Below are 24,473 nucleotides of genomic sequence, written 5' to 3' on the forward strand. Positions count from 1 at the left end.
GGGCCACCGTGACCTCGTGATACTGGAACGGCCCTTGCCCCGAGGAGCCGCCCATGTGCCCGCAGTCCTCCTTGCAGTCCCCCCTGCAGTCCTCTCTCGCGCACTCCTGGTTCGCGCAGCTCAACTCCCGTCTGCGCACCGCGAATCCGTACGCCGTCGACACCGCGCTCGCCGCCCTCGTCCTGTTCGCCGTCTCGCTCCAGTGGCTCTTCCCCGACGAGGGCGACGACCGCCTGACCTGGCAGGGCTGGCTGCTCGGCGCCGCCACGGCGGTGCCGCTGGTGTGGCGGCGAAGGTCACCGTTCGGCACCGCGTGCGCGGTGTCGGTCACATCACCCGCGATGGCGATCTACCACGCCCCGCCGCCGGACGTGGTCTACGGCGGACTGGTCGTCCTCTACACGATGGGCGTCCAGGGCCGGCCCTGGCAGCGGCGCGTGATGCTGGCCGGCTGGATCGTCGGGGTCACGCTGACCATGCAGCACAAGGAGGGCGCCCGTCCCTTCGAGTACGCCTTCCATCTGATGACCATCGTCTGCGCCTATGCGCTCGGTGTGCTCACTCGCGTCCAGCGCGCCTACACCGCCGAGTTGGAGGACCGGGCACGCCGTCTGGAGCGGGAGCGCGCCGCCGACACCGCGCGGGCGACGGCACAGGAACGTGCCCGGATCGCCCGGGACATGCACGACATCCTGGCGCACGCGGTGAGCCTGATGGTGGTGCAGGCGGAGGCGGGCCCGGTCGTGGTGCGCAGTGATCCGGCGCGCGCGGAGGCCGCGTTCGAGGCGATCGCGGGGGCCGGGCGGGACGCGATGGGGCAGCTGCGGCGCATCCTCGGGGTCCTCAAGGAGGAGCAGCGGCAAGGGACTTCGCCACAACCGGGGGTGACCGCACTGCCCGACCTGCTCCGCCAGGTCGGTGAATCCACGGGTCTGGACATCGAGTTGCGCACCACGGGCGAACCGCGCCCACTGCCGCCGGACACCGGGATCGCCGTCTACCGGGTGGTCCAGGAAGCCCTGACCAACACCGTGAAGCATGCGTACGCTTCCTCCGCGACGGTCCGACGCGACTGGACGGAGCGGGAGTTGACCTTGACGGTGACGGACGACGGGCGGGGCCCGTCGGCTTCCGGCGACGGCGGACACGGGCTGCTCGGCATCCGGGAGCGGGCGGCCGCCTGCGGGGGCACCGCCGAGGCGGGGCGCGGGCCGGACGGGGGCTTCCGGGTCGTCGTACGTCTGCCGGTGGCCGCGGACCGGCAGGCGGCGCTGGGGTGAGCATCCGCGTGGTCGTCGCCGACGACCAGGAACTGGTGCGCAGCGGGTTCACCATGATCCTGGAGGCGCAGCGGGACATCGAGGTGGTCGCCGAGGCCGGGGACGGAGCCGAGGCCGTCGCCGCCGTGCGGCTGCACGCGCCGGACGTGCTGCTCCTCGACATCCGGATGCCGGTGATGGACGGCCTGGAGGCGGCGCGGCGGGTGTGCGCGCAGTCGAGCTGCAAGGTCGTCATGCTGACCACGTTCGACCTGGACGAGTACGTGTACGAGGCCCTGTACGCGGGCGCCAGCGGCTTTCTGCTCAAGGACGTCCGCCGGGACGACCTCGTCCACGCGGTGCGGGTGGTCGCGGCCGGCGACTCGCTCCTCGCGCCGACGGTGACCCGGCGCCTGGTCGCGGACATCGTGCGGCGGCGCCGCGAGGAGGCCGCCGCCTCGGTCACCCCGCAACGGCTCGACGTCCTCACGGCCCGCGAGACGGAGACCCTGCGGCTGTTGGCCCGCGGGCTGTCCAACGCCGAGATCGCGACGACCTTCTTCGTCAGCGAGCACACCGTGAAGACCCATGTCAGCAATGTGCTGAGCAAGTTGGTCCTCCGGGACCGGGTGCAGGCGGTGATCTGCGCGTACGAGACGGGACTCGTCATCGCAGGGGCGCCGGTCACGGAAGACGGGATTCCTCCCGCGCGGGAGTGAGTCCCGGCCCCCTCTCACCCGTACGACGGAGTCCCCGAAACCGCTCCCTCCGGCGATCCGGTGGCACCCCCTCCCGCACGAGCCTGTGGGGCATGTCCATCGATGCCTCGCACACCTCGCAGGGAGGGACCGTGCTCTCCGCACTCGCCCGGACGGCCACCCGTCGTCCGCTCACCGTGATCCTGTTCTGGGTGCTCTTCCTGTTGCTCGGCTTCGGCCTGGGGACGGGCGTCTTCGCGCGACTCTCCGACAACGTGCCCGAAGTACCCGGCACCGAGTCCGAGCACGCCGCGCAGTTCCTGGACCGCACCGACCCGACCGGTGAGTCGATCACCGCCGTCGTCGAGGGCGTCGCGGTCACCGACCCCGGCCTGCGCGACCAGGTCGAGCGGGCCGTCGCCGACGTACGCGCGATCGCCGGGGTCGCCGCCGTGCCGGATCCGTACACGACCCGCGGCCTGACCTCGGAGGACGGACAGGCGCTCCTGATCCCGGTCACCCTCACGGGCGGTCTCGACGACGACGCCGAGGAGCAGGCCGTGGACGCGGCGGCCGACCGGATCAAGGAGATCGACGCGCCCGAAGTCCACGTCAGCGGCGGCCCGTTGCTGGGCACGCAGATCGGCGAGCGGGCCCAGGAGGACGTGCGCAACGCCGAGTTGATCTCCCTGCCGGTCGTACTGGCCCTGCTCCTGGTCGTGTTCGGCGGACTGCGCGCGGCCGCGCTGCCCTTGGTGATCGCGGTCAGCGGGATCGCGGGCGCGTTCCTCGCGCTGTTCGGCTTCAGCCAGGTCACCGACATCTCCGTGTACGCGATCCAGGTGACGACGATGCTCGGGCTCGGACTCGCCGTGGACTACGCCCTGTTGATGCTGGTCCGCTTCCGCGAGGAACGCCGGCACACGGACGACGTCGTCGAGGCCGTGCACCGTACGGTCGCGGCGGCCGGGCGGACCGTGCTGTTCTCCGGCGTGACGGTGGCCGTCAGCCTGACCGGACTGCTGGTCTTCCCGAGCGTCTTCCTGCGCAGCATGGGCCTGGCCGTGGCCGCCGTGGTGGTGATCGACATGCTGGCCGCGCTGACCCTGCTGCCCGCGCTGCTGACCAGGTTCGGCGGCAGGATCCCGCCGGCGAAGGTCCGCCCCGACCACGAGGAGGGCCGCGTCTTCGCCCGCCTCGCCCGCTTCTCGGCCCGCCACCGGGTCGCCGTGGTCGCCGTCGTCGTACCCGTCCTGCTCGTCCTCGCGCTGCCCGCCGCCGGCATGAAGATCCAGCTCGGGGACGCCACCCAGCTCCCCTCGAACACCGAGGCACGGCAGTTGTACGACACCGTCGACGCGCACTTCCCGCCGGGCACCGGCGTCTCCCCCGTCACCGTCGTCCTGAAACCGGGCACCGACACGGCGACCGCCGACCGCATCCGGGCCCTCTCGCCGACGGCCGAGACCCACCAACTGCCCGGCGGCACAAGCATCGTCGAGATCCAGCCCTCCGGCAGTGTGGACGGCAAGGCGGCCACGGACCTGGTGCAGCGGGTCAGGGACGTGCGCGGTGACGCACCGGTCCAGGTGACCGGACCCGCGGCCCGGCTGGTCGACTTCCGCGCGATGCTCTCCGACCGGGCACCCTGGGCCGCGGTGACCGTCCTCCTCGGCATCTTCGCCCTGCTCTTCGCCTTCACCGGCTCGGTGCTGATCCCGCTGCGCACGATCCTGACCACACTGCTCAGCCTGGGCGCGGCGCTCGGGGCGGTGGTCTGGGTCTTCCAGGACGGGCATCTCGCCGGGGCGCTGGGCGCGGAGGGTCTGGGCGCGCTGAGCCTGACCGCGCCTCCGCTGATCATCGCGATCGCGTTCGGACTCGCCATGGACTACGAGCTGTTCATCCTGTCCCGGATGCGCGAGGCCCGGGCGCGGACGCACGACGACCAGGAGGCCGTGGTGACCGGTCTGCGCCGCTCCGGCCGCGTGGTCACCTGCGCGGCGCTGCTCCTGGCCGTCGTCTTCGGCGCCTTCATGACCGGCGGCTTCTCCCCCATCCTGCAGATCGGGCTCGGCCTCACGCTCGCCGTCCTGATCGACGCGACGGTCGTCCGGATGCTGCTCGTCCCGGCGACGATGGCTTTGCTCGGCCGCCGCGCCTGGTGGGCCCCGAAGCCGCTGCGCCGGGCACACGACCGGTTCGGGCTGCGTGAAGAGGAGGCTGAGCAACGGGAGTTGAGCCACCACTGATCCGACAGCGGCCGCCCGCCTGCCTCACCGGAGCCGCGGTCCGTCCTCCCACGGGGGTGGAGAACGGACCGCGGGTCGACGTACGGCGGCCACCGATCACCCGAACAGCGCGCCCGGGTAGGGCAGCTGACGTGGGCTCAGATGCCCACCCCCGCAAGCCCCTCCCGCATCCGCCGGTCCCGCGGTGCCTCCTTCCGGTCCAGCCGGGCGTCCAGCAGCCGTCGTGCCGCCTCGCACCGGCCTCCCGCGACCAGCGCGTAGAGCAACGTCTCCTCCACGACCTCCCGTTGGGCCGAGCTGCCGCCGACCCGGCGCAGGACCGGGAGCAGGGCGTTCAGGCCCCGGGCTGCCTCCTGGAAGCGTTCCTCGACGAGCGCGGCGAAGGCCTCGCACAGCGGGACGATCACCTCGCGCTGCACCTCGTCGGCGCCGGCCGCGTGGTCGCGCAGTCGGTGCAGGGCCGGCAGGTCACCCGCGGCGGCGAGGGCGACGGCCGCGTGCAGGGCGGTGAAGGCGGTCGCGGGGCGTTCCAGGACCTCGTGCGTCACCGACTCCAGGACGTCCGAAGTGGGCAGCTCGCCCGGCCAGTTGTCGCTCAGCCGGGCCCGCCACAGCAGCGACCCCGAGTCGACAAGCGCCCGCACCCCGGTCACCACCCGGCCCGGCGCGAGCTGGGCGAACCAGCGCCGACGCACGGCGTCCGGGTCGTCGAGGGCGAGTTCGTGCAGCGCGATGTGCCAGGAGAAGTGCGCCCGGTGCACCGCGCCCCGCCCCTGCCCCGCGACCCAGCCGTCCAGCCAGTCGCGGCCCACCTCGTGCGCGCCGGACTCGTAGTGGACGTGGGCGAGCGCGTGCACGGCGTGTCCGGCGGCGGGCTCGGCGGCCAGCGCGCGCCGGGCGAGCTCACCGGCCTCGTGCAGCATCCCCTGCTCCTGGCGCAGGAAGGCCAGCAGCGAGGTGTGGAACCAGTGGCCGTCGTACGCGGCGGAGGTCGTCTCGACCAGGCGCAGCGCCTGGTCGTCGTCCAGGTCGGTGACGCCGGAGAAGGCGATGGTGGGCACGGCGACCGCCAGGGCGAGCGCGTCGGCGGGGTGCGCGTCGAGGTGTCGTACGAGCGCGGTGTCCCCGTCGTCGCCGTGCACCCGGCGGGTCACCACGTCCACGAAGGACCGCTCCCGTTCGTCGGCGCGTTCACGGGCACTGCGCTGGGCCTCGGCCAGGGCCCGCGGTACGTCGACGGCGGCACCGCACTCGTGGCCCAGCAGGGCGAGGGCCGCGTGGCCGAGGGCGAAGCCGGGGTCGAGGGCGACCGCGCGGGCGAAGGCGTCCTCGGCGCCCGCCCGGACCTTGAGGACCCGGTCCAGTCCTGTGCGGTAGGCGGCGGCCGACTCGGCGTGGGTGGAGAGGGGGAGGTCGTGTCCGTCGACCGGGCGGCGGGAGGGGCGGCGGGTCTGTCGGTGCTTCGGGGCGAGCGGGGCGAGCAACTGCCGTGCCAGGGCCGCCGCCTGGAGTCGGATCTCGGGGATCGCGGTGGTCTCCCACAGTTCGCCGCGGCGCGGGGCGCCCAGTGTGAACAGTGGTCGGTCGGCGCGCCCGTCGGCGTCGAGCAGCCGTCCGTCGACCGTGGCCACGCCCATGCCGAGCGGCCCGGTGACCGCCGTGCCGGAGTCGAACAGGGAGCGCCAGAGGGGGTCGTCGAAGCGGCGGCCGGGTCCCGTGCAGTCGATCACCCAACCGACGCGCAGGGAACGGCCGTTGGAGAGGGTGACCGTGAGCGCGCCGTCGTGTTCGACGGCGTCCGTGACCGCGCCCGTGTGGACGGTGAGCCGCCTGGCCGTGCGGGCTCGGGAGACGGACTCCGCGGTGGCCGGCGCCATGCGGTGGCGGTGGGTGTTCCAGAGGGAGCCCTCGCGGGCGAGGAACTCGGCACGGTCCTCGGGGGTGAGGCTGTGCCACAGGCGCGCGGTGTGCGGGCGCAGGCTGTCGAGGGCGGGGCGCCAGTCGCCGTGAGTGCGCACGGAGCGGCTGATGTGCCGGTAGACGGCGCGGCGCAGCCGGCCGAGCGAGGTGTCGTCGAGGCCGTCCGGCGGGGCCATCGGACCGGCCGGGGTAAGGGCGTGCGGCTGGGGCAGCAGGCCACTGCGGGAGAGGGCGTGCACCGTGCGGCCCGGGCGGTCGAGCGTCAGAGCGAGGTCCACGGCGGTGAGGCCGGTACCGACGAGAAGGACGTCGACGGTGTCACTTCGCGACCCATCCAAGGCGACGTCGGCCGTGTCCCTCCGCGACCCGCCCAAGGCGACGTCGGCATTGCCGTTCCGAGGACCGCCCAAGGCGACGTCGGCAATGCCGTTCCGAGGACCGCCCAGGGAGACGTCAGCGATGCCGTTGCGCGGCTCACCCAAGGCGCCGTCGGCAACGCCGCTCCGGGGGACGTCAGCGATACCGCTCCGCGGCCCATCCAAGTCGCCGTCGGCGGTGCCGTTCGGCGACCCGCCCAAGGCACCGTCGGCGATGTCCCTCCGCGACCTACCCAAGGCGACGTCAGCGATGCCATTCCGCGACCCACCCAAGGCGACGTCAGCGATACCGTTCCGCGCCCCACCCAACGCACCGTCCGTCGGGTCGGCCAGCGGAGCGTCCAGGGCGCCTGGGGTCCACGGCTCGGCGACGAAGCGAGGCGAGGCGCGCAGGGCGGGCGGTGCCCAGCCGGCGGATGGGGCGGCGGGGCCTGTGGCCAGGACGGCGCTGTGCGCGGTGAGGTGTCCCCCGTCGGCGAGGTGGAGGTCCACCCGGCCGTCGGGGGTGCCGGTACAGCTCTCGGCGCGGGTGCGCAGCCGGCGTACCGCGACCGTGCCCTGGGCGCGGACGATCGCCTGCGCGAGGGTGTCGGCGAGGTAGGCGCCGTAACGATAGCGGGTGGCGAAGTCGGCGGCGGTGACGGACGGTTCGCCGTGGCGGCACAGCCAGCGGGTGAAGTGGCCCGGGTCGTCCGGGTAGCAACTCATGCCGCCCGACGGCACGTTGAGGCGGTGACGTGGGTCTCGGGTGGCGTACGCGGTGCCGCGGCCGGCTTCCGGGGCCGGGTCGATGAGGACGAGGTCGAGCGGTGTCCGGCGGCGCGTCGCGCTCTCGCAGAGCTGGACGGCGGTGAGGGTGCCCGCCGCGCCCGCTCCGACGATGGCCACGGTGTGCCGCTCGCGGACTTCGGTCACGAATACCTCCGGCTGTGATCGGCGGCGGAGCCGCGGCAAGCGGAACTCCGCCTTCGGTCGTTCCTCGCTTTCGCACTATTCCGACCGGGACGGTGGGGAAGCCATGCCGGAGCGGGGATCTCACCGGATACTCAGGGCCCGGTCGGGCTGTTCATACTCTGTTCACAAACCACGGCGCCCCCACAACCGTGCTTTCAGGCCTTCTCTCACCCCGTCCTCACAGGAATCTCAGGGAGCGGCTCGGGGATTCAAAGGATCAACCCATGTCGGCGGCGCAGGATGCATCCGCAAGGTGGATTTCTCAGGAAGGCCTGCCGTGGGCGCATCGCACATATCGAACCGGTCCGAGCAGCAGTCGGCGAGGTGGTCCCGGCGCGGGGTGCTCACCGCGCTCGGCGCGGTACCGGCCGCCGTCCTGACCGGGTGCAGTGCGGCGGGCGCCTCGGAGGGCGACACCACGAAGGCCGCCGCGTCGGGCGTGGCCTCGGCCTCGCCCACGAAGCGGCCCACCATCACGGTCACCCCGGCCGACGGCACCAAGAAGGCGGATTTCACAGCCCCGGTCGAGGTCACCGTGACCGACGGCACGCTCGCCTCGGTCAAGGTCACCGGGAACGACGGTTCCACGCTGACCGGTTCGCTCAACGACGCGAAGACGAAGTGGACGTCCACGAAGAACCCGTACTCGGGTACGAAGTACACGGTCGCGGCGACCGCCAAGGGCGCCGCCGAGCAGACCGCGACCTTCACCACCAAGTCGCCCGGCGAGACCTTCGTCGGCTACTTCACGCCCGAGGCGGACACCACCTCCGGCGTCGGCATGCCGGTGTCGATCAACTTCACGCACGCCGTGGCGGACCGGGCCGCCGTCCAGAAGGCGATCACGGTGACCGCCGAGCCGGCCGTCGAGGTGGTCGGCCACTGGTTCAGCGACACCCGGCTCGACTTCCGCCCCGAGACGTACTGGGCATCCGGCACGACGATCACGCTCAGCCTGCACCTGAAGGACGTCGAGGGTTCGGACGGTGTCTACGGCGTCCAGTCCAAGGACGTCACCTTCCACATCGGGCGCGAGCAGATCAGCACGGTCGACCTGTCCACCAAGGAGATGGTGGTCAGGCGGGACGGCGCGACGCACGCCACCTACGCCGTCTCCGGCGGCGACTCCGACCACACCACCTGGTCCGGGATCATGGTGATCAGCGAGCGGTTCAAGCAGACCCGCATGGAGTCCTCGACGGTCGGCCTCGGCGACGAGTACGACATCTCCGACGTCCCGCACGCCCAGCGCCTGACCACCTCCGGCACCTTCGTGCACGGCAACTACTGGGCGTCCACCGGGGTGTTCGGCCATCAGAACACCAGCCACGGCTGCGTCGGCCTGCACGACACCAAAGGCGCGAACGACACCTCGGTGCCCGGCTACAAGTTCTACGACAGCTCGATGCTCGGCGACGTCGTCATCGTCAAGAACTCCGGCGAGAAGACGGTGGAACCCTCCAACGGTCTCAACGGCTGGAACATGTCGTGGGCCGACTGGAAGGCGGGCAGCGCGATTTAGCGCCCACCCTTGGGACCGAGGCCGGTCTCGCTCAGGCCGTCCACGAGCGGACGATCTCGTTCAGCCCCTCCCGGTGATCGGCCGTGCCTACGATCGGCCGACGGCTCCGGGAGGCACCCGCGCGGCCGCGACAGAGGGGGTACTTTGTCCAGAATCTCAAGACGTTCCCTGCTCGGATACTCCGGGACGGCCACCGCAGGCGCCGTGCTCGGTGGCACGGCGGCGGCCCAGCCGGCCCAGGCCGCGGAGGCGGAGCAGGCCGGGGAGGCGGAGCAGGCCGGGGCGACCGCACCGGCCGACTTCCCCAACGGGACGCTCTTCAGCGGGAACTCCCAGTTGGTTCAGGGTGACATGAACCCGGACCTCACGATCAAGTTCAGCGTCGGGGTGAGCGACGCCCCGGCGGCCAACGTCATCTCCCCGCTGGAGATCGCCGAGGCGCTCAACGAACTCGCGGCCACCAAGGGCTGGCCGCCCATCACGTTCTACGGCACCCCGGCGCCCGCTCCGCTGAACTGACCCGGCCGAGGCGGCCGCAGCCCGCGGCCGCCTCGCACCCATACCTTCCAAACGGTCCTTCATCGGGTGAACTCGCCCCGACCGTAAGGACTTTCCCTGCTTCAACTCTTGACGACCGGAGCACCTGAGGGCACATTGACCCCACTCTTGAGAGCGCTCTCAAGGGTTCTTGCACACCCGCGCACCCCACCTCCCTCCGTACCCGAGAGGCACCCCCATGAGTGCACCCTCCGGAATACCCAGACGCCGCCGCGCCCTCATCGCCGTACTCTCCACGATCGGCCTGGCGGCGGCTCTCGCCACGGCCGCCAGCCTGCCGGCGAACGCCTCCGCACCCACGCCCCCCGCGGGCTGGTCGCAGGTCTTCCTCGACGACTTCAACGGCACCGCGGGCACCGGCGTGAACACCTCCAACTGGCAGTACGACACCGGGACCTCGTATCCGGGCGGCCCCGCCAACTGGGGCACCGGCGAGGTCGAGACGATGACGAACAGCACCACCAACGTCTCGCTCGACGGCTCCGGCAACCTGCGCATCACTCCCGTGCGCAACTCGGCAGGGCAGTGGACCTCGGGCCGTATCGAGACCACCCGTACCGACTTCCAGCCCCCGGCCGGCGGCAAGTTGCGCGTCGAGGCCCGCATCCAGATGCCCAACGTCACCGGCACGGCGGCCGAGGGCTACTGGCCGGCGTTCTGGGCCCTGGGCGCCCCCTACCGCGGCAACTACCAGAACTGGCCCGGCGTGGGCGAGTTGGACATCATGGAGAACGTCCAGGGCCTCAACAAGGTCTGGGCGACCCTGCATTGCGGAACCAGCCCGGGCGGCCCGTGCAACGAGACCACGGGCATCGGCAATTCGGTCGCCTGCCCGAACACGACCTGCCAGTCGGGCTTCCACACCTACTCCATGGAGTGGGACCGCTCGGTCAGTCCCGAGGCGATCCGCTTCTACGTCGACGGCGTCAACTACCACACGGTGACGGCGAGTCAGGTCGACGCGACCACCTGGGCCAACGCCACCAACCACGGCTTCTTCCTGATCCTGAACGTGGCGATGGGCGGCGGTTTCCCCGACGCGTTCGGCGGCGGCCTCGACGGCGACACCCGGTCGGGCGTGCCGATGGTCGTGGACTACGTCCAGGTCCTGTCGGCCAATGGGAGCGGTACCACGCCTCCACCTACCGGCAACCGGGACGCCTACAGCGCCATCCAGGCCGAGTCCTACGACAGCCAGTCCGGCACGGTCCCCGAGACGACCACCGACACCGGCGGCGGCCAGGACATCGGCTCGCTCGCCAATGGCGACTGGGCGCAGTACAAGGGCGTCAACTTCGGCTCCACGGCGGCCACCCAGTTCGTCGCGCGGGTGGCCAGCGGTGCGGCCTCCGGCGTGAGCGGCCTGGTCGAGGTGCGCCTCGACAGCCGTACCAGCACACCCGTCGGCAGCTTCGCCCTCTCCAACACGGGCGGCTGGCAGTCCTGGCGGACGATCCCGGCCAACATCAGCGGGGTGACGGGCACGCACGACGTCTATCTGACCTTCACCAGCGGCCAGCCGGCGGACTTCGTGAACGTCAACTGGTTCAACTTCGGGCACTGACACACCCGTTGGCGATGCCCCCGCGAGGCCGGTGAGATCCGGCCCTCCTCGCGGGGGCATCGCCGTGCGCGGGCCCGGCCGCTACCGCAGCTCCGCCCGGAACCCCGCCGGCGTCAGATCCGTGTGCTGGTGGAAGAACTTGGAGAAGTTCGCCGCGTCGGGGAAGCCGACCGCCACGCCGACGCGGCCGATGGGCAGGTCCGTGTGGGCGAGGAGGCGCTTGGCCTCCAGGACCACGCGCTTGTCGATGAAGCCCTTGGGGGTCTCGCCGGTGGCTGCGCGGACCGCGCGGACGAGGGTGCGGCGGGAGTAGCCGAGGGCGTCGGCGTACGCGCTGACGCTGTGGTTGGTGGCGAAGCCCTGCTCGACGGCGTCCCGGAAGAGAGTGAACGTCGTGTCGGCCTGGGCGCGGGCCGCCTCCGCCGACCGGGCCGCGAGATGGGCGAGGCGGAGCAGGAACGCGGTCAGCGAGTGGCGCAGGACCGAGGTGTGCAAGCTCAGCGGAAGCGTGGTGGTGTCCTCGTACTCGCGTTGGAGCTGGGCCAGGGAGGAACGCAGGGCGGCCAGTTGGGGCGCGTCGGGGCGGAGCAGGGGCGGCAGGTCGTAGCGGTAGAGGCCGGTCGCCTCGACCGTGGCGCGCGGGAGGAAACCGGGCTGCATGGTCAGGACGGTGCCGTGGTACTCGTCGTCCCGTGAGAAGCGGTGGACCTGGCCGGGGCGGATCCACAGGATGTCGCCGGCAGTCGCCTCGTACTCGGCGAAGTCGATCATGTGGCGGACCGGGCCCTCGTCGAAAAGCATCACGACATGGAAGTCGATGCGGTGGACCCGGTGAAGCGGGGCATCCGCGTGCCAGGTGCGGTCGGTGCCCATCGGGCCGACCTGCATGCCGACCCCGCACACACTCAGCTCGACCGGGAAGGGAAACGTTCGGATGGCGTCCACGCCGCCTTCACCGTCGCCACCTTGGATGGTTCTGTCCGCCATGTCCTTCTCGTGCCGCCTCGATCGCGCTGTCCGTGTCCCACTTTCACCACAGGCTGACACACAGGGACCTTCCCTCTAAAAAGTCAGACTTTTAGTTTTGAACGCGTCAGACCAGCTACTCCGCTCCGATCGAGGACTTCTTGAAGATGAGCACGATGAGCGCGCAGACACCGGACAGCTTCGAATGGACCGAACTCGACCGGCGTGCCGTCGACACGGCCCGCGTTTTGGCGGCCGACGCCGTGCAGAAGGTGGGCAACGGCCACCCGGGCACCGCGATGAGCCTGGCCCCTGCCGCCTACACGATCTTTCAGAAGGTGATGCGTCACGACCCGGCGGATCCGGAGTGGACCGGACGTGACCGCTTCGTCCTCTCCCCCGGCCACACCTCGCTGACGCTCTACACCCAGCTCTTCCTGGCCGGGTACGAGGTCGGCCTCGACGACCTGAAGGCCTTCCGCACCCACGGCTCCAAGACCCCGGGCCACCCGGAGTACGGGCACACCGCCGGCGTCGAGACCACGACCGGACCGCTCGGCCAGGGCGTCGCCAACGCGGTCGGCATGGCGATGGCGGCCCGCTACGAGCGCGGCCTGTTCGACCCCGAGGCCCCCGAGGGCACCTCCCCCTTCGACCACACCATCTGGGCGATCGTCTCCGACGGCGACCTGGAGGAGGGCGTCTCCGCCGAGGCCTCCTCGATGGCCGGCCACCAGAAGCTCGGCAACCTGGTCTTCCTCTACGACGACAACCACATCTCCATCGAGGGCGACACCGCGACCGCCTTCTCCGAGGACGTGCTCAAGCGCTACGAGGCCTACGGCTGGCACGTCCAGCGGATCGAGCCGGCGCTCGGCGGCGACATCGACGTAGCGGCCCTGTACGCGGCGCTGAAGGCCGCGCAGGCCGAGACCGGGCGGCCCTCGATCATCGCGATGCGCACGATCATCGCCTGGCCCGCCCCGAACGCGCAGAACACCGAGGCCGCCCACGGCTCCGCGCTCGGCGCGGACGAGGTGGCCGCGACCAAGCGGCTGCTGGGCTTCGACCCGGAGAAGTCCTTCGAGGTCGCCGACGACGTCCTCGCCCACACCCGCGCCGCCCTGGACCGGGGCGCCGAGGCGCACGCGGCCTGGGACAAGCAGCTCGACAAGTGGCGCGGCGCCGACGCCGAGCGGGCCGCCCTGTTCGACCGGATCGTCGCGGGGCAGCTGCCCGAGGGCTGGCAGGACGTGCTGCCGGTCTTCGAGGAAGGCTCGTCCGTCGCGACCCGTGCCGCCTCCGGCAAGGTGCTCCAGGCGCTCGGCGGGGTGCTGCCCGAGCTGTGGGGCGGCTCCGCCGACCTGGCCGGCTCGAACAACACCACCATCGACAAGACGTCGTCCTTTCTGCCCGAGGGCAACCCGCTGCCCGGCGCGGACCCGTACGGCCGTACGATCCACTTCGGCATCCGCGAGTTCTCCATGGCGGCCGAGATGAACGGCATCGCGCTGCACGGCAACACCCGCATCTACGGCGGCACCTTCCTGGTGTTCTCCGACTACATGCGCAACGCCGTCCGCATGGCCGCGCTGATGCAGCTCCCGGTGACCTACGTCTGGACGCACGACTCCGTGGGCCTCGGCGAGGACGGGCCGACCCACCAGCCGGTCGAGCACCTCGCCTCACTGCGGGCCATCCCGGGTCTGAACGTGGTCCGCCCGGCCGACGCCAACGAGACCGCGATCGCCTGGGCCGAGATCCTGAAGCGGCACGCCACCGACCCGGCCCCGCACGGCCTCGCCCTCACCCGGCAGGGCGTGCCGACCTACGCGCCGAATCCGGACGCGGCCAAGGGCGGTTACGTGCTGCGCGAGTCCTCCAAGGACACCCCGGACGTGATCCTCATCGCCACCGGCTCCGAGGTCCACCTCGCGGTCGAGGCGCGTGAGCGGCTGGAGGCGGAGGGGATCGGCACACGCGTGGTGTCGATGCCGTCCGTGGAGTGGTTCGAGGAGCAGCCGCGGGAGTACCGCGAGCGGGTCCTTCCGCCGGCCGTGAAGGCCCGTGTCGCCGTCGAGGCGGGGATCGGTCTCACGTGGTACCGGTTCGTAGGTGACGCAGGACGCATCGTCTCTCTTGAGCACTTCGGCGCCTCCGCCGACGCAAAGACCCTTTTCGCCGAGTTCGGTTTCACCCCCGAGAACGTCGCCGCGACCGCCCGAGCTGTGCTCAATTCAACTACGGGCCTGGCCGCCGCGCGCGGTTGATCCGTTCGCCAGAAAGAAGATGATCACTGTGACCGATGCAGCCGCACCCGCGGACAACCTCAAGCGCCTGTCCGACGAGGGCGTCTCCATCTGGCTGGACGACCTCTCGCGCAAGCGGATCGAGTCCGGCAACCTGGCCGAACTCGTCGAGAAGCAGCACGTCGTGGGCGTCACCACGAACCCCTCGATCTTCCAGGCCGCGATCGGCACGGGCGAGGGTTACCAGGAGCAGCTCGCCGATCTCGCCGTCCGCGGTGTCACGGTCGACGAGGCCGTACGGATGATGACGACCGCCGACGTGCGCGCCGCCGCCGACGTGCTGCGGCCCGTGTACGACGCCACCGGCGGCCGGGACGGCCGGGTCTCCATCGAGGTCGACCCCCGTCTGGCCCACGAGACGACGGCCACGATCGCCGAGGCCAAGCAGCTGGCCTGGCTGGTCGACCGCCCGAACGTCATGATCAAGATCCCGGCGACCAAGGCGGGTCTGCCCGCCATCACCGAGGTCATCGGCCTCGGGATCAGCGTGAACGTGACGCTGATCTTCTCCCTGGAGCGCTACCGCGAGGTCATGGACGCCTACCTGGCGGGCCTGGAGAAGGCCGCCTCCAAGGGCCTGGACCTCGCCGCCATCCACTCCGTGGCCTCCTTCTTCGTCTCCCGCGTCGACTCCGAGATCGACAAGCGCCTGACCGTTCTCGGCACCGACGAGGCCCTCGCTCTCAAGGGCCGGGCGGCGCTGGCCAACGCGCGCCTCGCCTACGAGGCGTACGAAGATGTATTCGGGGGCGGTCGCTGGACCGCTCTCTCCGGGGCGAGGGCCAACAAGCAGCGTCCGCTGTGGGCCTCGACCGGGGTGAAGGACCCGGCGTACAAGGACACCCTGTACGTGGACGAGCTGGTCGCGCCGGGCACCGTCAACACGATGCCGGAGGGCACCTTGAAGGCGACGGCGGACCACGGTGTGATCACCGGTGACACGGTCACCGGCGGATACGCCCAGGCACGCGCCGATCTCGCGGCCGTCGAGCGGCTCGGGATCTCGTACGAGGAGGTCGTCAAGCAGCTGGAGGACGAGGGCGTGGCCAAGTTCGAGGCGGCCTGGCAGGACCTGCTGGACGCCGTGACGAAGTCCCTGAACAGCGAAGGGGTCGACGGAGAATGACCGAGAGTCCCGCCATCGACTGGGCGAACCCGCTGCGCGACGCGCGCGACCGGCGGCTGCCCACCATCGCCGGTCCGTCCGGCCTTGTCATCTTCGGCGTCACCGGCGACCTGTCCCGCAAGAAGCTGATGCCGGCCGTCTACGACCTCGCCAACCGCGGCATGCTGCCGCCGGGCTTCTCCCTGGTCGGGTTCGCCCGCCGGGACTGGGAGGACGAGGACTTCGCGCAGATCGTGCACGACTCCGTGCGCGAGCACTCCCGCACCCCCTTCCGCGAGGAGGTGTGGCAGCAGCTCGCCGAGGGGATGCGATTCATCCCCGGCGACTTCGACGACGACACCGCGTTCAAGCAGCTCAAGTCGGCCGTCGAGGAGCTGGACGCCTCCCGGGGCACCGGGGGCAACTTCGCCTTCTACCTCTCCGTACCGCCGAAGTTCTTCCCCAAGGTCGTCAAGCAGCTCAAGAAGCACGGGCTCGCGAACGCGCCCGAGGGGTCCTGGCGGCGCGCGGTCATCGAGAAGCCGTTCGGCCGCGACCTGGCGAGCGCGCGGGAGCTGAACGCGCTCGTGCACGACGTGTTCGAGCCGGACCAGGTGTTCCGCATCGACCACTACCTGGGCAAGGAGACGGTCCAGAACATCCTGGCGCTGCGCTTCGCCAACCAGATGTACGAGCCGATCTGGAACCGTTCGTACGTCGACCACGTGCAGATCACGATGGCCGAGGACATCGGCATCGGCGGCCGGGCCGGCTACTACGACGGCATCGGCGCCGCCCGTGACGTCATCCAGAACCACCTGCTCCAGCTGATGGCGCTCACCGCCATGGAGGAGCCCATCGCCTTCGACGCAGAGTCGCTGCTCACCGAGAAGCTCAAGGTGCTCAAGCAGGTGCGGCTGCCGGAGAACCTGGGCGAGCACACCGTGCTGGCGCAGTACACGACCGGCTGGCAGGGCGGCGAGAAGGTGGCCGGCTACCTCCAGGAGGAGGGCACCGACCCCCATTCGAAGACCGACACCTACGCGGCCGTCAAGCTGGAGGTGGACAACCGCCGCTGGGCGGGCATCCCCTTCTACCTGCGCACCGGCAAGCGCCTGGGCCGCCGGGTCACCGAGATCGCGGTCGTCTTCAAGGTGGCTCCGCACTCCCCCTTCGACTCCACGGCCACCGAGGAACTCGGCGCGAACGCGATCGTGATCCGCGTCCAGCCGGACGAGGGCATGACGGTCCGGTTCGGTTCCAAGGTGCCGGGTACCTCGATGGAGATCCGGGACGTGTCGATGGACTTCGCGTACGGCGAGTCCTTCACGGAGTCCAGCCCGGAGGCGTACGAGCGGCTCATCCTTGACGTGCTGCTGGGTGACGCCAACCTGTTCCCGCGTCCCCAGGAAGTGGAAGAGTCCTGGAAGATCCTCGACCCGATCGAGGAGTACTGGGCGAAGCAGGGTAAACCCGCTCAGTACCCCTCGGGCAGCTGGGGGCCGAAGGAAGCCGACGAGATGCTCGCACGAGACGGACGGAGCTGGCGCAGGCCATGAAGATCGACCTGACCGACACCACGGCAAGCAAGATCAACAAGGCGTTGGTGCAGGGTCGCCGCGCCATCGGCACCCCTGCCGTGGGCATGGTCCTGACGATGGTCATCGTCACGGACGAGGAGAACGCCTACGACGCGATCAAGGCGGCCGAGGAGGCCTCGCACGAGCACCCCTCGCGCACCCTGGTCGTCATCAAGCGGCTCGCCCGCTCGCCCCGCGACCGTACGACGTCCCGCCTGGACGCCGAGGTCCGGGTGGGCGCCGACGCCGGCACCGGCGAGACGGTGATCCTGCGGACCTACGGCGAGGTGTCCGACCACGCCGACTCGGTCGTCCTGCCGCTGCTGCTGCCGGACGCCCCGGTGGTCGTGTGGTGGCCGGCGGACGCGCCCGAGGTACCCGCCAAGGACCCGCTGGGCGCGCTCGCCCAGCGCCGGATCACCGACCTGTACGCGGTCGAGCGGCCGCTGGAGGCGCTGGCCGGCCGGGCCCGCGCCTACACGCCCGGCGACACGGACCTGGCCTGGACCCGGCTGACGCCCTGGCGCTCGATGCTGGCGGCGGCCCTGGACCAGGCCCGGATGCCGATCATCTCGGCGGCCGTGGAGAGCGAGGCGGACAACCCGGCGGCCGAGCTGCTGGCCCGCTGGCTGGAGGCCCGCCTGAAGGTGTCCGTCGACCGGGTCGAGAGTGCGGGCCCGGTGGTCACGGCCGTCCGTCTCGGCACCACGAACGGCGAGATCGTCATCGACCGGCCCGAGGGCCCGCTGGCCACGCTGACCCTGCCGGACCAGCCGCCGCGCACCCTCGCCCTGAAGGTACGCCCCACCTCCGAACTCATCGCCGAGGAGCTCAGGCGCCTCGACGCCGACGAGATGTACGCCATCGCCCTGCGCGGCGAGGCCACCAAGGAGACCCCCTCTCATGTCTGACTCCCCGACGCTGGACCGGCGCCCCGAGTGGGCGGCACTCGAGGACCACCGCGCCCAGGGACAGCCGCAGTTGCGCGAGCTGTTCGCGACGGACCCCGGACGCGCCGAGCGGTACGTCGTGCGCGTGGGCGACCTGCGCATCGACTACTCCAAGCACCTGATCACCGACGAGACGCTGGCCCTGCTCCAGGAACTGGCCACCGCCACCGACGTGTTCGGGCTGCGCGACGCCATGTTCCGCGGCGAGCACATCAACTCCACCGAGGACCGTGCTGTGCTGCACACCGCGCTGCGCGCCCCACGCGACGCGGTGATCGAGGTCGACGGCGAGAACGTCGTGCCGGCCGTGCACGCCGTCCTCGACAAGATGAGCGACTTCGCGAACCGGGTCCGCTCCGGCGAGTGGACCGGCCACACCGGCAAGCGCATCAAGAACGTCGTCAACATCGGCATCGGCGGCTCCGACCTCGGCCCCGCGATGGCCTACGAGGCCCTGCGGGCGTTCACCGCACGGGAGTTGACGGTCCGCTTCGTGTCGAACGTAGACGGCGCCGACCTGCACGAGGCGACCCGTGACCTCGACCCGGCGGAAACGCTGTTCATCGTCGCCTCCAAGACCTTCACCACGATCGAGACGATCACCAACGCCACCTCGGCCCGTTCCTGGCTCCTGGCGGGGCTGGGGGGCGACGACAAGGCGGTGGCGAAGCACTTCGTGGCGCTGTCCACGAATGCCGACAAGGTCACCGAGTTCGGCATCGACCCGGACAACATGTTCGGGTTCTGGGACTGGGTCGGCGGGCGCTACTCGTTCGACTCCGCGATCGGCCTCTCGCTGATGATCGCCGTCGGCCCCGACCGCTTCCTGGAGATGCTCGACGGCTTCCGGATCGTCGACGACCACTTCCGCACCGCGCCCGCCGAGTCCAACGCCCCGCTGCTGCTCGGCCTGTTGGGCGTCTGGTACGGCAACTTCCACGACGCCCAGTCGCACGCGGTGCTGCCCTACAGCCACTACCTCTCCAAGTTCACCGCGTATCTGCAGCAGCTGGACATGGAGTCCAACGGCAAGTCGGTGCAGCGCGACGGGCGGCCGGTGGAGTGGCAGACCGGCCCGGTGGTGTGGGGCACGCCCGGCACCAACGGGCAGCACGCGTACTACCAGTTGATCCACCAGGGCACGAAGCTGATCCCGGCGGACTTCATCGGCTTCGCCCGGCCCGTGGCCGAGCTGAGCGACGAACTCAAGGCGCAGCACGACCTGTTGATGGCCAACTTCTTCGCCCAGACACAGGCCCTCGCCTTCGGCAAGACCGCCGAGGAGGTCCGCGCGGAGGGCGTGCCCGAGGCGCAGGTCGCGCACCGCACCTTCAAGGGCAACCACCCCACCACCACGATCCTGGCCCGCGAACTGACCCCGTCGGTGCTCGGCCAGCTGATCGCCCTCTACGAGCACAAGGTGTTCGTGCAGGGCGCCGTGTGGAACATCAACTCCTTCGACCAGTGGGGCGTGGAGCTCGGCAAGGTCCTCGCCAAGCGCGTCGAACCCGCACTGACCGAAGGCGCCGACGTCCCCGGCCTCGACCCCTCCACCACCGCACTCGTGGCCGCCTACCGCGACCTCAAGGAAGTGAACTGACATGCAGCTCGGCTTGATTGGTCTCGGCAAAATGGGCGGCAACATGCGCGAGCGCATCCGCCGCGCGGGCCACACCGTCGTCGGCTACGACCGCAACCCCGAGGTCTCCGACGTCAGCGGTCTCACCGAACTGGTCGAGAAGCTGGAAGCGCCCCGCACCATCTGGGTGATGGTCCCGGCCGGCGCGGCCACCCAGTCGGTGGTCGACGAGCTCGGCGGTCTGCTGGAGTCCGGTGACGTCGTCGTGGACGGCGGCAACTCCCGCTGGACGGACGACGAGCAGCACGCCGAGGAGCTGGCGACCAAGGGCATCGGCTTCGTCGACGCCGGTGTCTCCGGCGGTGTGTGGGGCCTGGAGAACGGCTACGCCCTGATGGTCGGCGGCGACAAGGAGCACGTCGAGCGGCTCCAGCCGATCTTCGAGGCGCTCAAGCCGGAGGGCCCGTACGGCTATGTCCACGCGGGCAAGGTCGGTGCCGGGCACTTCTCCAAGATGGTCCACAACGGCATCGAGTACGCCATGATGCAGGCCTACGCCGAGGGCTGGGAGCTGCTGGAGAAGGTCGACTCGGTGGACAACGTCCGCGAGGTGTACCGCTCCTGGCAGGACGGCACGGTCATCCGGTCCTGGCTCCTCGACCTAGCGGTCAACGCCCTTGACAGCGACGAGCACCTCGACAAGCTCAAGGGCTTCGCGCAGGACTCCGGCGAGGGCCGCTGGACCGTCGAGGCCGCCATCGACAACGCCGTGCCGCTGCCCGCGATCACCGCGTCGCTCTTCGCGCGGTTCGCCTCCCGCCAGGACGACTCGCCGCAGATGAAGATGATCGCGGCCCTGCGCAACCAGTTCGGCGGTCACGCCGTCGAGTCGAAGTAGGCCCACCGTGGGGGACCTTCTCCTGGTCCGCCACGGCGAGACGGAGTGGAGCGTGTCGGGCCAGCACACCAGCTGGACCGACCTGCCCCTCACCCAGCACGGTGAGGAGCAGGCCAAGGCGCTCGCTCCCCTCCTCTCCCGGCGGACCTTCGCTCTCGCCCTGACCAGCCCGCTCGGCCGCGCGATACGCACCGCCGAACTCGCGGGCCTGACCGGGTCCGTACCGGATCCCGACCTGCACGAGTGGGACTACGGCGCCTACGAGGGCGTCACCACCGTCGACATCCACCGCGCCCGCCCCGGCTGGGACCTGTGGCTGGACGGCGTCCCACCGGGCCCCGAGGGCCACCCCGGCGAGTCCCCGGCCGAGGTCGGCGCCCGCGCCGACCGGGTCCTGTCCCGCGTGGACCCCGCCCTCGCCGACGGCGACGTGGTCCTCGTCGCGCACGCCCACTTCCTGCGTGTCCTGACCGCCCGCCGCCTGGGCCTGCCGCCCGCGGAGGGACGGCTGTTCCAGCTGTCGACGGGCACGGTCAGCCGCCTGTCGACCGAGCACGAGCGACCGGTGATCGCGGAGTGGAACGCCAGGGCGTAGGCATCGCGCCGAACAACGGCCCCGGGCCGACGCGTTGGCGTCGTCACCGGGGCCGTATGCACAACTGCACGGCCGTAACGGGGTGTTGACAGCTCACGCGGGCCGGGTCAGAGTCACCGCTGATGGAGATCAGCGATCTGACACCGGCCGAACTGCGGGTGTGGCGGGCCTTTCCCCGGGGCGAGACGGTGGACTTCCGGGAGTCGGAGGACGAGGACGTCTCGGCGGGAGGCGAGTGGGGACCGGAACGCACGGTCCGCGCCGAGGTGCTGAAGGCACTCGTGCTCAGCGCACCGCAGGAGGAGGGCGAGGTCCCGGGTCTCAGCCTCTCGGGCGCCCGCGTCACAGGGGTGCTGAACCTCATCCACGCCGTGGTCGATCATGCCGTCCGGCTGGTCCACTGCCACTTCGACGAGCCTCTCGAACTGCACAGCTCCCGGCTGCGCGCACTCAACCTCAGGGATTCCGTCTTCCCGGCCCTCGCCCTCGGCAACGCGCGGATCGACAGCCCCCTGCGGCTGACGCGTTGCCGCACCCGCGGACCGGTGAAGCTGGGCGGGATACAGACATCGGGCGCGGTCTTCCTGAAGGGAGCCGAGATCAGGGCTCCGGAGGCCGAGGTGCCGGTGCTCCAGCTCAACCAGGCCGCCATCGGCCACGACTTCATGGCCGCGGGGCTGCGCGTGTACGGCGAGACACGGCTCAACGGCGCCACGGTCGCCGGCAAGGTGAATCTGGAGAGCGCCGAGTTCCACAATCCCGGCGGTGTCGCCCTCAGCGCGGAGGCGCTGGACGCGAACGCCGACGTCAACGCCCGCAGACTGCGCGCGTACGGCCGGATCGAACTGCGCGGCGCCCGCATAGCCGGCCGCCTCGACCTGTCCCGTTCGCATCTGTCCCATCCAGGCGGCACCGCACTGCGGGCCAGCAGCAGCGTCATCGGCGAACTGTGGCTGTACGGCGGCGATCGCATCGAGGGCGTCCTCAACCTGCGCCGCGCGCACATCGAGGTCCTCAGCTTCGGCCCGGAGGTGCTGCCGGACGAGGTCCGCATCAACAACCTCAGCTTCACCACCCTCACCCCGCACCTGCCCGCCGAGCAACGCCTGCCGATGCTGGAACGGGACGGCGAGGGCTATGTCCCGTACGCCTACGAGCAGTTGACCGCCGCCTACCGGCGCATCGGCGACGACCGGGCGGCCCGCGAGGTCCAACTCGCCAAACAACTCCGCCATCGCGCCACGCTCCCCTGGTACGGGCGCACTTGGGGCCATCTCCAGGAAGTCACCGTCGGCTACGGCTTCCGCCCGCTCCGCGCCGCGATCTGGCTGCTCTCCCTGCTCGCCACGGGCTCGATCGCGTACGCCCTGCACAACCCGCCCGCGCTGAAGCCGTCAGAGGCGCCGCCGTTCAACGCAGTGTTCTACACCCTCGATCTGCTCCTCCCGGTGATCTCCTTCGGCCAGGAGAACGCGTTCGCACCGCGCGGCGCCTATCAGGCGCTGTCCTACGTCCTCATCATCACCGGCTGGATCCTCGCCACGACGGTCATCGCGGGCGTGACCAGGAGCGTCAGCCGGCAGTGAGGCGCCGAGCGGCGTGCTGGGCGGCCAGCCGGACCGGCGCGTTCGTCGCGCCGTACCCCCGATAGCCCCCGTCCCGCTGGACGAGCTCGAAGAAGACCCGGCCGACGGTATGGGTGTAGCAGTGCCTGAACTCCCCGTACGCGTCACGGTCGTAGAGGATCCCGAGCTCTCTGTACGTCGCCAACTCGCCGTCGGCGAACTCGAACCGGGCGGCGAGGTCGTCGTAGTAGTTCGCCGGCATCTCCAGCAGCGGCCCGCCCGCCGCGCGGAACCGGCGAGCCGCGGCCACCACATCCTGCGTGTCCAGGGCGATGTGCTGAGCATGGACCGTGTCGTCGGTGGGCGCCGCCCCGACGGACAGGGCGATCCTGACGCCACCGTCGGCGCCGGTGACGGCGCGGCTGCGCAGCAGACCGTAGGGATCGGCCACGTCCACGCTCTCCTGGGCGTCCAGGCCGAGGACGCCCTGATGGAAGAGCGCGGCCTCGTCGAAGTGGTGCCAGGGCTGGGTGAGGGCGAGATGGTCGATACGGCGGACGTCCGATGCCGTCGGGCTGTGCTGGACGTCCTCGAAGTCGGCCCGCCAGTCGACCGGTTCGGGCCGGCCCGTCGCGCAGAAGAACAACTCCGTCCCGTCGGGAGCGGCGACGGCGTCGAGGGGCGCGTCCTGCGGTGCCCGTCGCCTCGGCAGCACCGGCGCCAACAGCGCCTCGGCGCGGCGGGCGGCGCCGGCCGGATCCGGCGTCTCCAGGCCGATGGCGGCGAGTGCGGTGCCGTCACGGCGGGCGGCGGGACCGGTGTTGACCAGAACCCGGGCGTCCCCCTGCTGCCACAGATCGACCGGCTTGTTCCGGTGCCGCGCGGTGCGCGCGAACCCGAGGGCAGCGAGAACTGCCGAGACCGGCTCGGCGTCGGCGGTGACCAACTCGGCGAAGGCTATGCCCGTGGGGACGACAGGGGCGGGCAACTCCGCCACCCCGACGGCCTCTTGGAGGACGAGCAACGAGCGGTGCGCGTCCACGGCGGTCGGTCCTGCCTCGGCCTGACGAAAGACGTCGTTGAAGACCTCAAGGGAGAGCGGCCCGGTGTATCCGGCGCGCAGTACGTGGCCCACAAGCCCGGCCACATCGAAGCCACCCTGCCCGGGGAAGCAGCGGTAGTGCCGACTCCACTGCAACACGTCCATGGCGAGCAGCGGGGCGTCGGCGAGCTGGAGAAAGAAGATCTTCTGCCCGGGGATGTCCTCGATGCCCTTGGGATCGGAGCCGCGCGAGAGGATGTGAAAACTGTCGAGACAGGTGCCGAGGGCGGGGTGGTCGGCGGCCTGGACGACCTGCCAGGCATGGTCGTACGTACTGACGTGCCGTCCCCAGGCAAGCGCTTCGTAGGCGACACGGATCCCGAAGTTCTGTGCGAGATCAGCGAGTTGAGCCAACTGCTCGGCGGCGAGGGCATCGTCGTCCACCGCGAGCGGCGACGCACTGGAGCAGACAAGAACGGTGTCGGCACCGAGCCGCCGCATCACCTCGAACTTGTGCCGGGCGCGCCGCAGATTCCGCGCGAACTCCTCGGCGGGGACGGCTTCGATATCCCTCATCGGCTGATAGAGGTCGATGGTGAGACCGAGATCGGCACAGCGGCTACGGATCTCCTCGGGTGTGAGCGGACTGGCGAGCAGGTCGTTCTCGAATATCTCGACCCCGTCGAACCCGGCCCGCGAGGCAGCGGCGAGCTTCTCGGTCAGGGAGCCGCTGAGAGAAACAGTCGCAATAGACGCACGCACGGTCTGACTCCTTTGTTT

Annotated in this window: 17 protein-coding genes; 14 read left to right on the forward strand and 3 right to left on the reverse strand. The window is 70.8% G+C overall.

The genetic code is table 11. The annotated features are described in order from the left end of the window. The first annotated feature begins 53 nt into the window (after positions 1 to 53). The 3 genes from ACIQI8_RS05695 to ACIQI8_RS05705 all read left to right on the forward strand — a co-directional run bounded on the left by ACIQI8_RS05695 (position 54) and on the right by ACIQI8_RS05705 (position 4,209). Positions 54 to 1,280 carry a sensor histidine kinase gene (locus tag ACIQI8_RS05695; RefSeq protein WP_402345258.1) on the forward strand — a complete coding sequence of 409 codons (1,227 nt, stop codon included), beginning with the start codon at positions 54 to 56 and terminating at the stop codon, positions 1,278 to 1,280. Beyond that, positions 1,277 to 1,978 carry a response regulator gene (locus ACIQI8_RS05700; RefSeq protein WP_402345260.1) on the forward strand — a complete coding sequence of 234 codons (702 nt, stop codon included), beginning with the start codon at positions 1,277 to 1,279 and terminating at the stop codon, positions 1,976 to 1,978. The genes ACIQI8_RS05695 and ACIQI8_RS05700 overlap by 4 nt, the downstream gene beginning before the upstream one ends. 131 nt (positions 1,979 to 2,109) lie before the next feature. Continuing rightward, complete coding sequence (locus tag ACIQI8_RS05705; protein ID WP_402346707.1) at positions 2,110 to 4,209, forward strand: MMPL family transporter; 2,100 nt, start codon at positions 2,110 to 2,112, stop codon at positions 4,207 to 4,209. Positions 4,210 to 4,346: 137 nt separating this feature from the next. Here ACIQI8_RS05705 and ACIQI8_RS05710 read toward each other — a convergent pair whose 3' ends face one another. After that, the gene (locus tag ACIQI8_RS05710; RefSeq protein ID WP_402345262.1) at positions 4,347 to 7,421 is read right to left on the reverse strand and encodes an FAD/NAD(P)-binding protein; all 3,075 of its coding nucleotides are present in this window, start codon (positions 7,419 to 7,421) and stop codon (positions 4,347 to 4,349) included. A gap of 316 nt (positions 7,422 to 7,737) precedes the next feature. Between ACIQI8_RS05710 and ACIQI8_RS05715 the strand changes: the two genes are divergently transcribed. The 3 genes from ACIQI8_RS05715 to ACIQI8_RS05725 all read left to right on the forward strand — a co-directional run bounded on the left by ACIQI8_RS05715 (position 7,738) and on the right by ACIQI8_RS05725 (position 11,104). Next, positions 7,738 to 8,982: an Ig-like domain-containing protein gene (locus ACIQI8_RS05715; RefSeq protein WP_402345264.1), complete on the forward strand. Its 1,245-nt coding sequence runs from the start codon at positions 7,738 to 7,740 to the stop codon at positions 8,980 to 8,982. 144 nt (positions 8,983 to 9,126) lie between these two features. Then, on the forward strand, positions 9,127 to 9,501 hold the full coding sequence (locus tag ACIQI8_RS05720) for a twin-arginine translocation signal domain-containing protein (protein ID WP_402345266.1): 375 nt from the start codon (positions 9,127 to 9,129) through the stop codon (positions 9,499 to 9,501). A gap of 217 nt (positions 9,502 to 9,718) precedes the next feature. After that, on the forward strand, positions 9,719 to 11,104 hold the full coding sequence (locus tag ACIQI8_RS05725; RefSeq protein WP_402345268.1) for a glycoside hydrolase family 16 protein: 1,386 nt from the start codon (positions 9,719 to 9,721) through the stop codon (positions 11,102 to 11,104). Between the two features lie 81 nt (positions 11,105 to 11,185). Here the strand turns inward: ACIQI8_RS05725 and ACIQI8_RS05730 are convergent, their stop codons facing one another. Beyond that, entirely contained in the window at positions 11,186 to 12,091 is a 906-nt protein-coding gene (locus ACIQI8_RS05730; protein WP_402345270.1) for a helix-turn-helix domain-containing protein, read from the reverse strand. A gap of 155 nt (positions 12,092 to 12,246) precedes the next feature. On the opposite strand from ACIQI8_RS05730, the gene tkt reads away from it, so the two are divergent. The 8 genes from tkt (at position 12,247) to ACIQI8_RS05770 (ending at position 22,672) form a co-directional block, all read left to right on the forward strand. Further along, entirely contained in the window at positions 12,247 to 14,340 is a 2,094-nt protein-coding gene (gene tkt / locus ACIQI8_RS05735; protein WP_402346709.1) for a transketolase, read from the forward strand. A 19-nt stretch (positions 14,341 to 14,359) separates the two neighbouring features. Continuing rightward, positions 14,360 to 15,505, forward strand: coding sequence for a transaldolase (tal, locus tag ACIQI8_RS05740; protein ID WP_402345272.1), 1,146 nt, complete (start codon positions 14,360 to 14,362; stop codon positions 15,503 to 15,505). Next, positions 15,502 to 17,043 (forward strand): glucose-6-phosphate dehydrogenase, encoded by a 1,542-nt coding sequence (gene zwf / locus ACIQI8_RS05745; RefSeq protein ID WP_402345274.1) that lies wholly within the window; start codon positions 15,502 to 15,504, stop codon positions 17,041 to 17,043. Before tal ends, zwf begins: the two co-directional genes overlap by 4 nt. After that, positions 17,040 to 17,975: a glucose-6-phosphate dehydrogenase assembly protein OpcA gene (gene opcA / locus ACIQI8_RS05750; protein ID WP_402345276.1), complete on the forward strand. Its 936-nt coding sequence runs from the start codon at positions 17,040 to 17,042 to the stop codon at positions 17,973 to 17,975. Before zwf ends, opcA begins: the two co-directional genes overlap by 4 nt. Further along, entirely contained in the window at positions 17,968 to 19,614 is a 1,647-nt protein-coding gene (gene pgi / locus ACIQI8_RS05755; protein ID WP_402345278.1) for a glucose-6-phosphate isomerase, read from the forward strand. Before opcA ends, pgi begins: the two co-directional genes overlap by 8 nt. A 1-nt stretch (position 19,615) precedes the next feature. Beyond that, on the forward strand, positions 19,616 to 20,491 hold the full coding sequence (gene gnd, locus ACIQI8_RS05760) for a phosphogluconate dehydrogenase (NAD(+)-dependent, decarboxylating) (RefSeq protein WP_402345280.1): 876 nt from the start codon (positions 19,616 to 19,618) through the stop codon (positions 20,489 to 20,491). Positions 20,492 to 20,498: 7 nt separating this feature from the next. Continuing rightward, complete coding sequence (locus tag ACIQI8_RS05765) at positions 20,499 to 21,086, forward strand: histidine phosphatase family protein (RefSeq protein ID WP_402345282.1); 588 nt, start codon at positions 20,499 to 20,501, stop codon at positions 21,084 to 21,086. A gap of 122 nt (positions 21,087 to 21,208) precedes the next feature. Beyond that, complete coding sequence (locus ACIQI8_RS05770; protein ID WP_402345284.1) at positions 21,209 to 22,672, forward strand: membrane-associated oxidoreductase; 1,464 nt, start codon at positions 21,209 to 21,211, stop codon at positions 22,670 to 22,672. On the opposite strand, the gene ACIQI8_RS05775 is transcribed toward ACIQI8_RS05770, so the two are convergent. After that, a complete protein-coding gene (locus ACIQI8_RS05775) occupies positions 22,659 to 24,455 on the reverse strand; it encodes a bifunctional sugar phosphate isomerase/epimerase/4-hydroxyphenylpyruvate dioxygenase family protein (protein WP_402345286.1) in 1,797 nt (598 codons plus the stop codon). The two genes, ACIQI8_RS05770 and ACIQI8_RS05775, sit on opposite strands and share 14 nt — an antisense overlap. Positions 24,456 to 24,473 lie beyond the last annotated feature (18 nt).

It is taken from the genome of Streptomyces sp. NPDC092369, from assembly GCF_044755245.1.
In the GTDB taxonomy this organism is placed as follows: Bacteria; Actinomycetota; Actinomycetes; order Streptomycetales; family Streptomycetaceae; genus Streptomyces.

Excerpts from the sequence above, each read along its gene's own strand:
- ACIQI8_RS05770 (WP_402345284.1), top strand. The coding sequence starts at position 21,209 with ATGGAGATCAGCGATCTGACACCGGCCGAACTGCGGGTGTGGCGGGCC.
- gnd (WP_402345280.1), top strand. The coding sequence starts at position 19,616 with ATGCAGCTCGGCTTGATTGGTCTCGGCAAAATGGGCGGCAACATGCGC.
- tkt (WP_402346709.1), top strand. The coding sequence starts at position 12,247 with ATGAGCGCGCAGACACCGGACAGCTTCGAATGGACCGAACTCGACCGG.
- opcA (WP_402345276.1), top strand. The coding sequence starts at position 17,040 with ATGAAGATCGACCTGACCGACACCACGGCAAGCAAGATCAACAAGGCG.
- ACIQI8_RS05695 (WP_402345258.1), top strand. The coding sequence starts at position 54 with ATGTGCCCGCAGTCCTCCTTGCAGTCCCCCCTGCAGTCCTCTCTCGCG.
- ACIQI8_RS05725 (WP_402345268.1), top strand. The coding sequence starts at position 9,719 with ATGAGTGCACCCTCCGGAATACCCAGACGCCGCCGCGCCCTCATCGCC.
- zwf (WP_402345274.1), top strand. The coding sequence starts at position 15,502 with ATGACCGAGAGTCCCGCCATCGACTGGGCGAACCCGCTGCGCGACGCG.
- pgi (WP_402345278.1), top strand. The coding sequence starts at position 17,968 with ATGTCTGACTCCCCGACGCTGGACCGGCGCCCCGAGTGGGCGGCACTC.
- tal (WP_402345272.1), top strand. The coding sequence starts at position 14,360 with ATGATCACTGTGACCGATGCAGCCGCACCCGCGGACAACCTCAAGCGC.
- ACIQI8_RS05730 (WP_402345270.1), bottom strand. The coding sequence starts at position 12,091 with ATGGCGGACAGAACCATCCAAGGTGGCGACGGTGAAGGCGGCGTGGAC.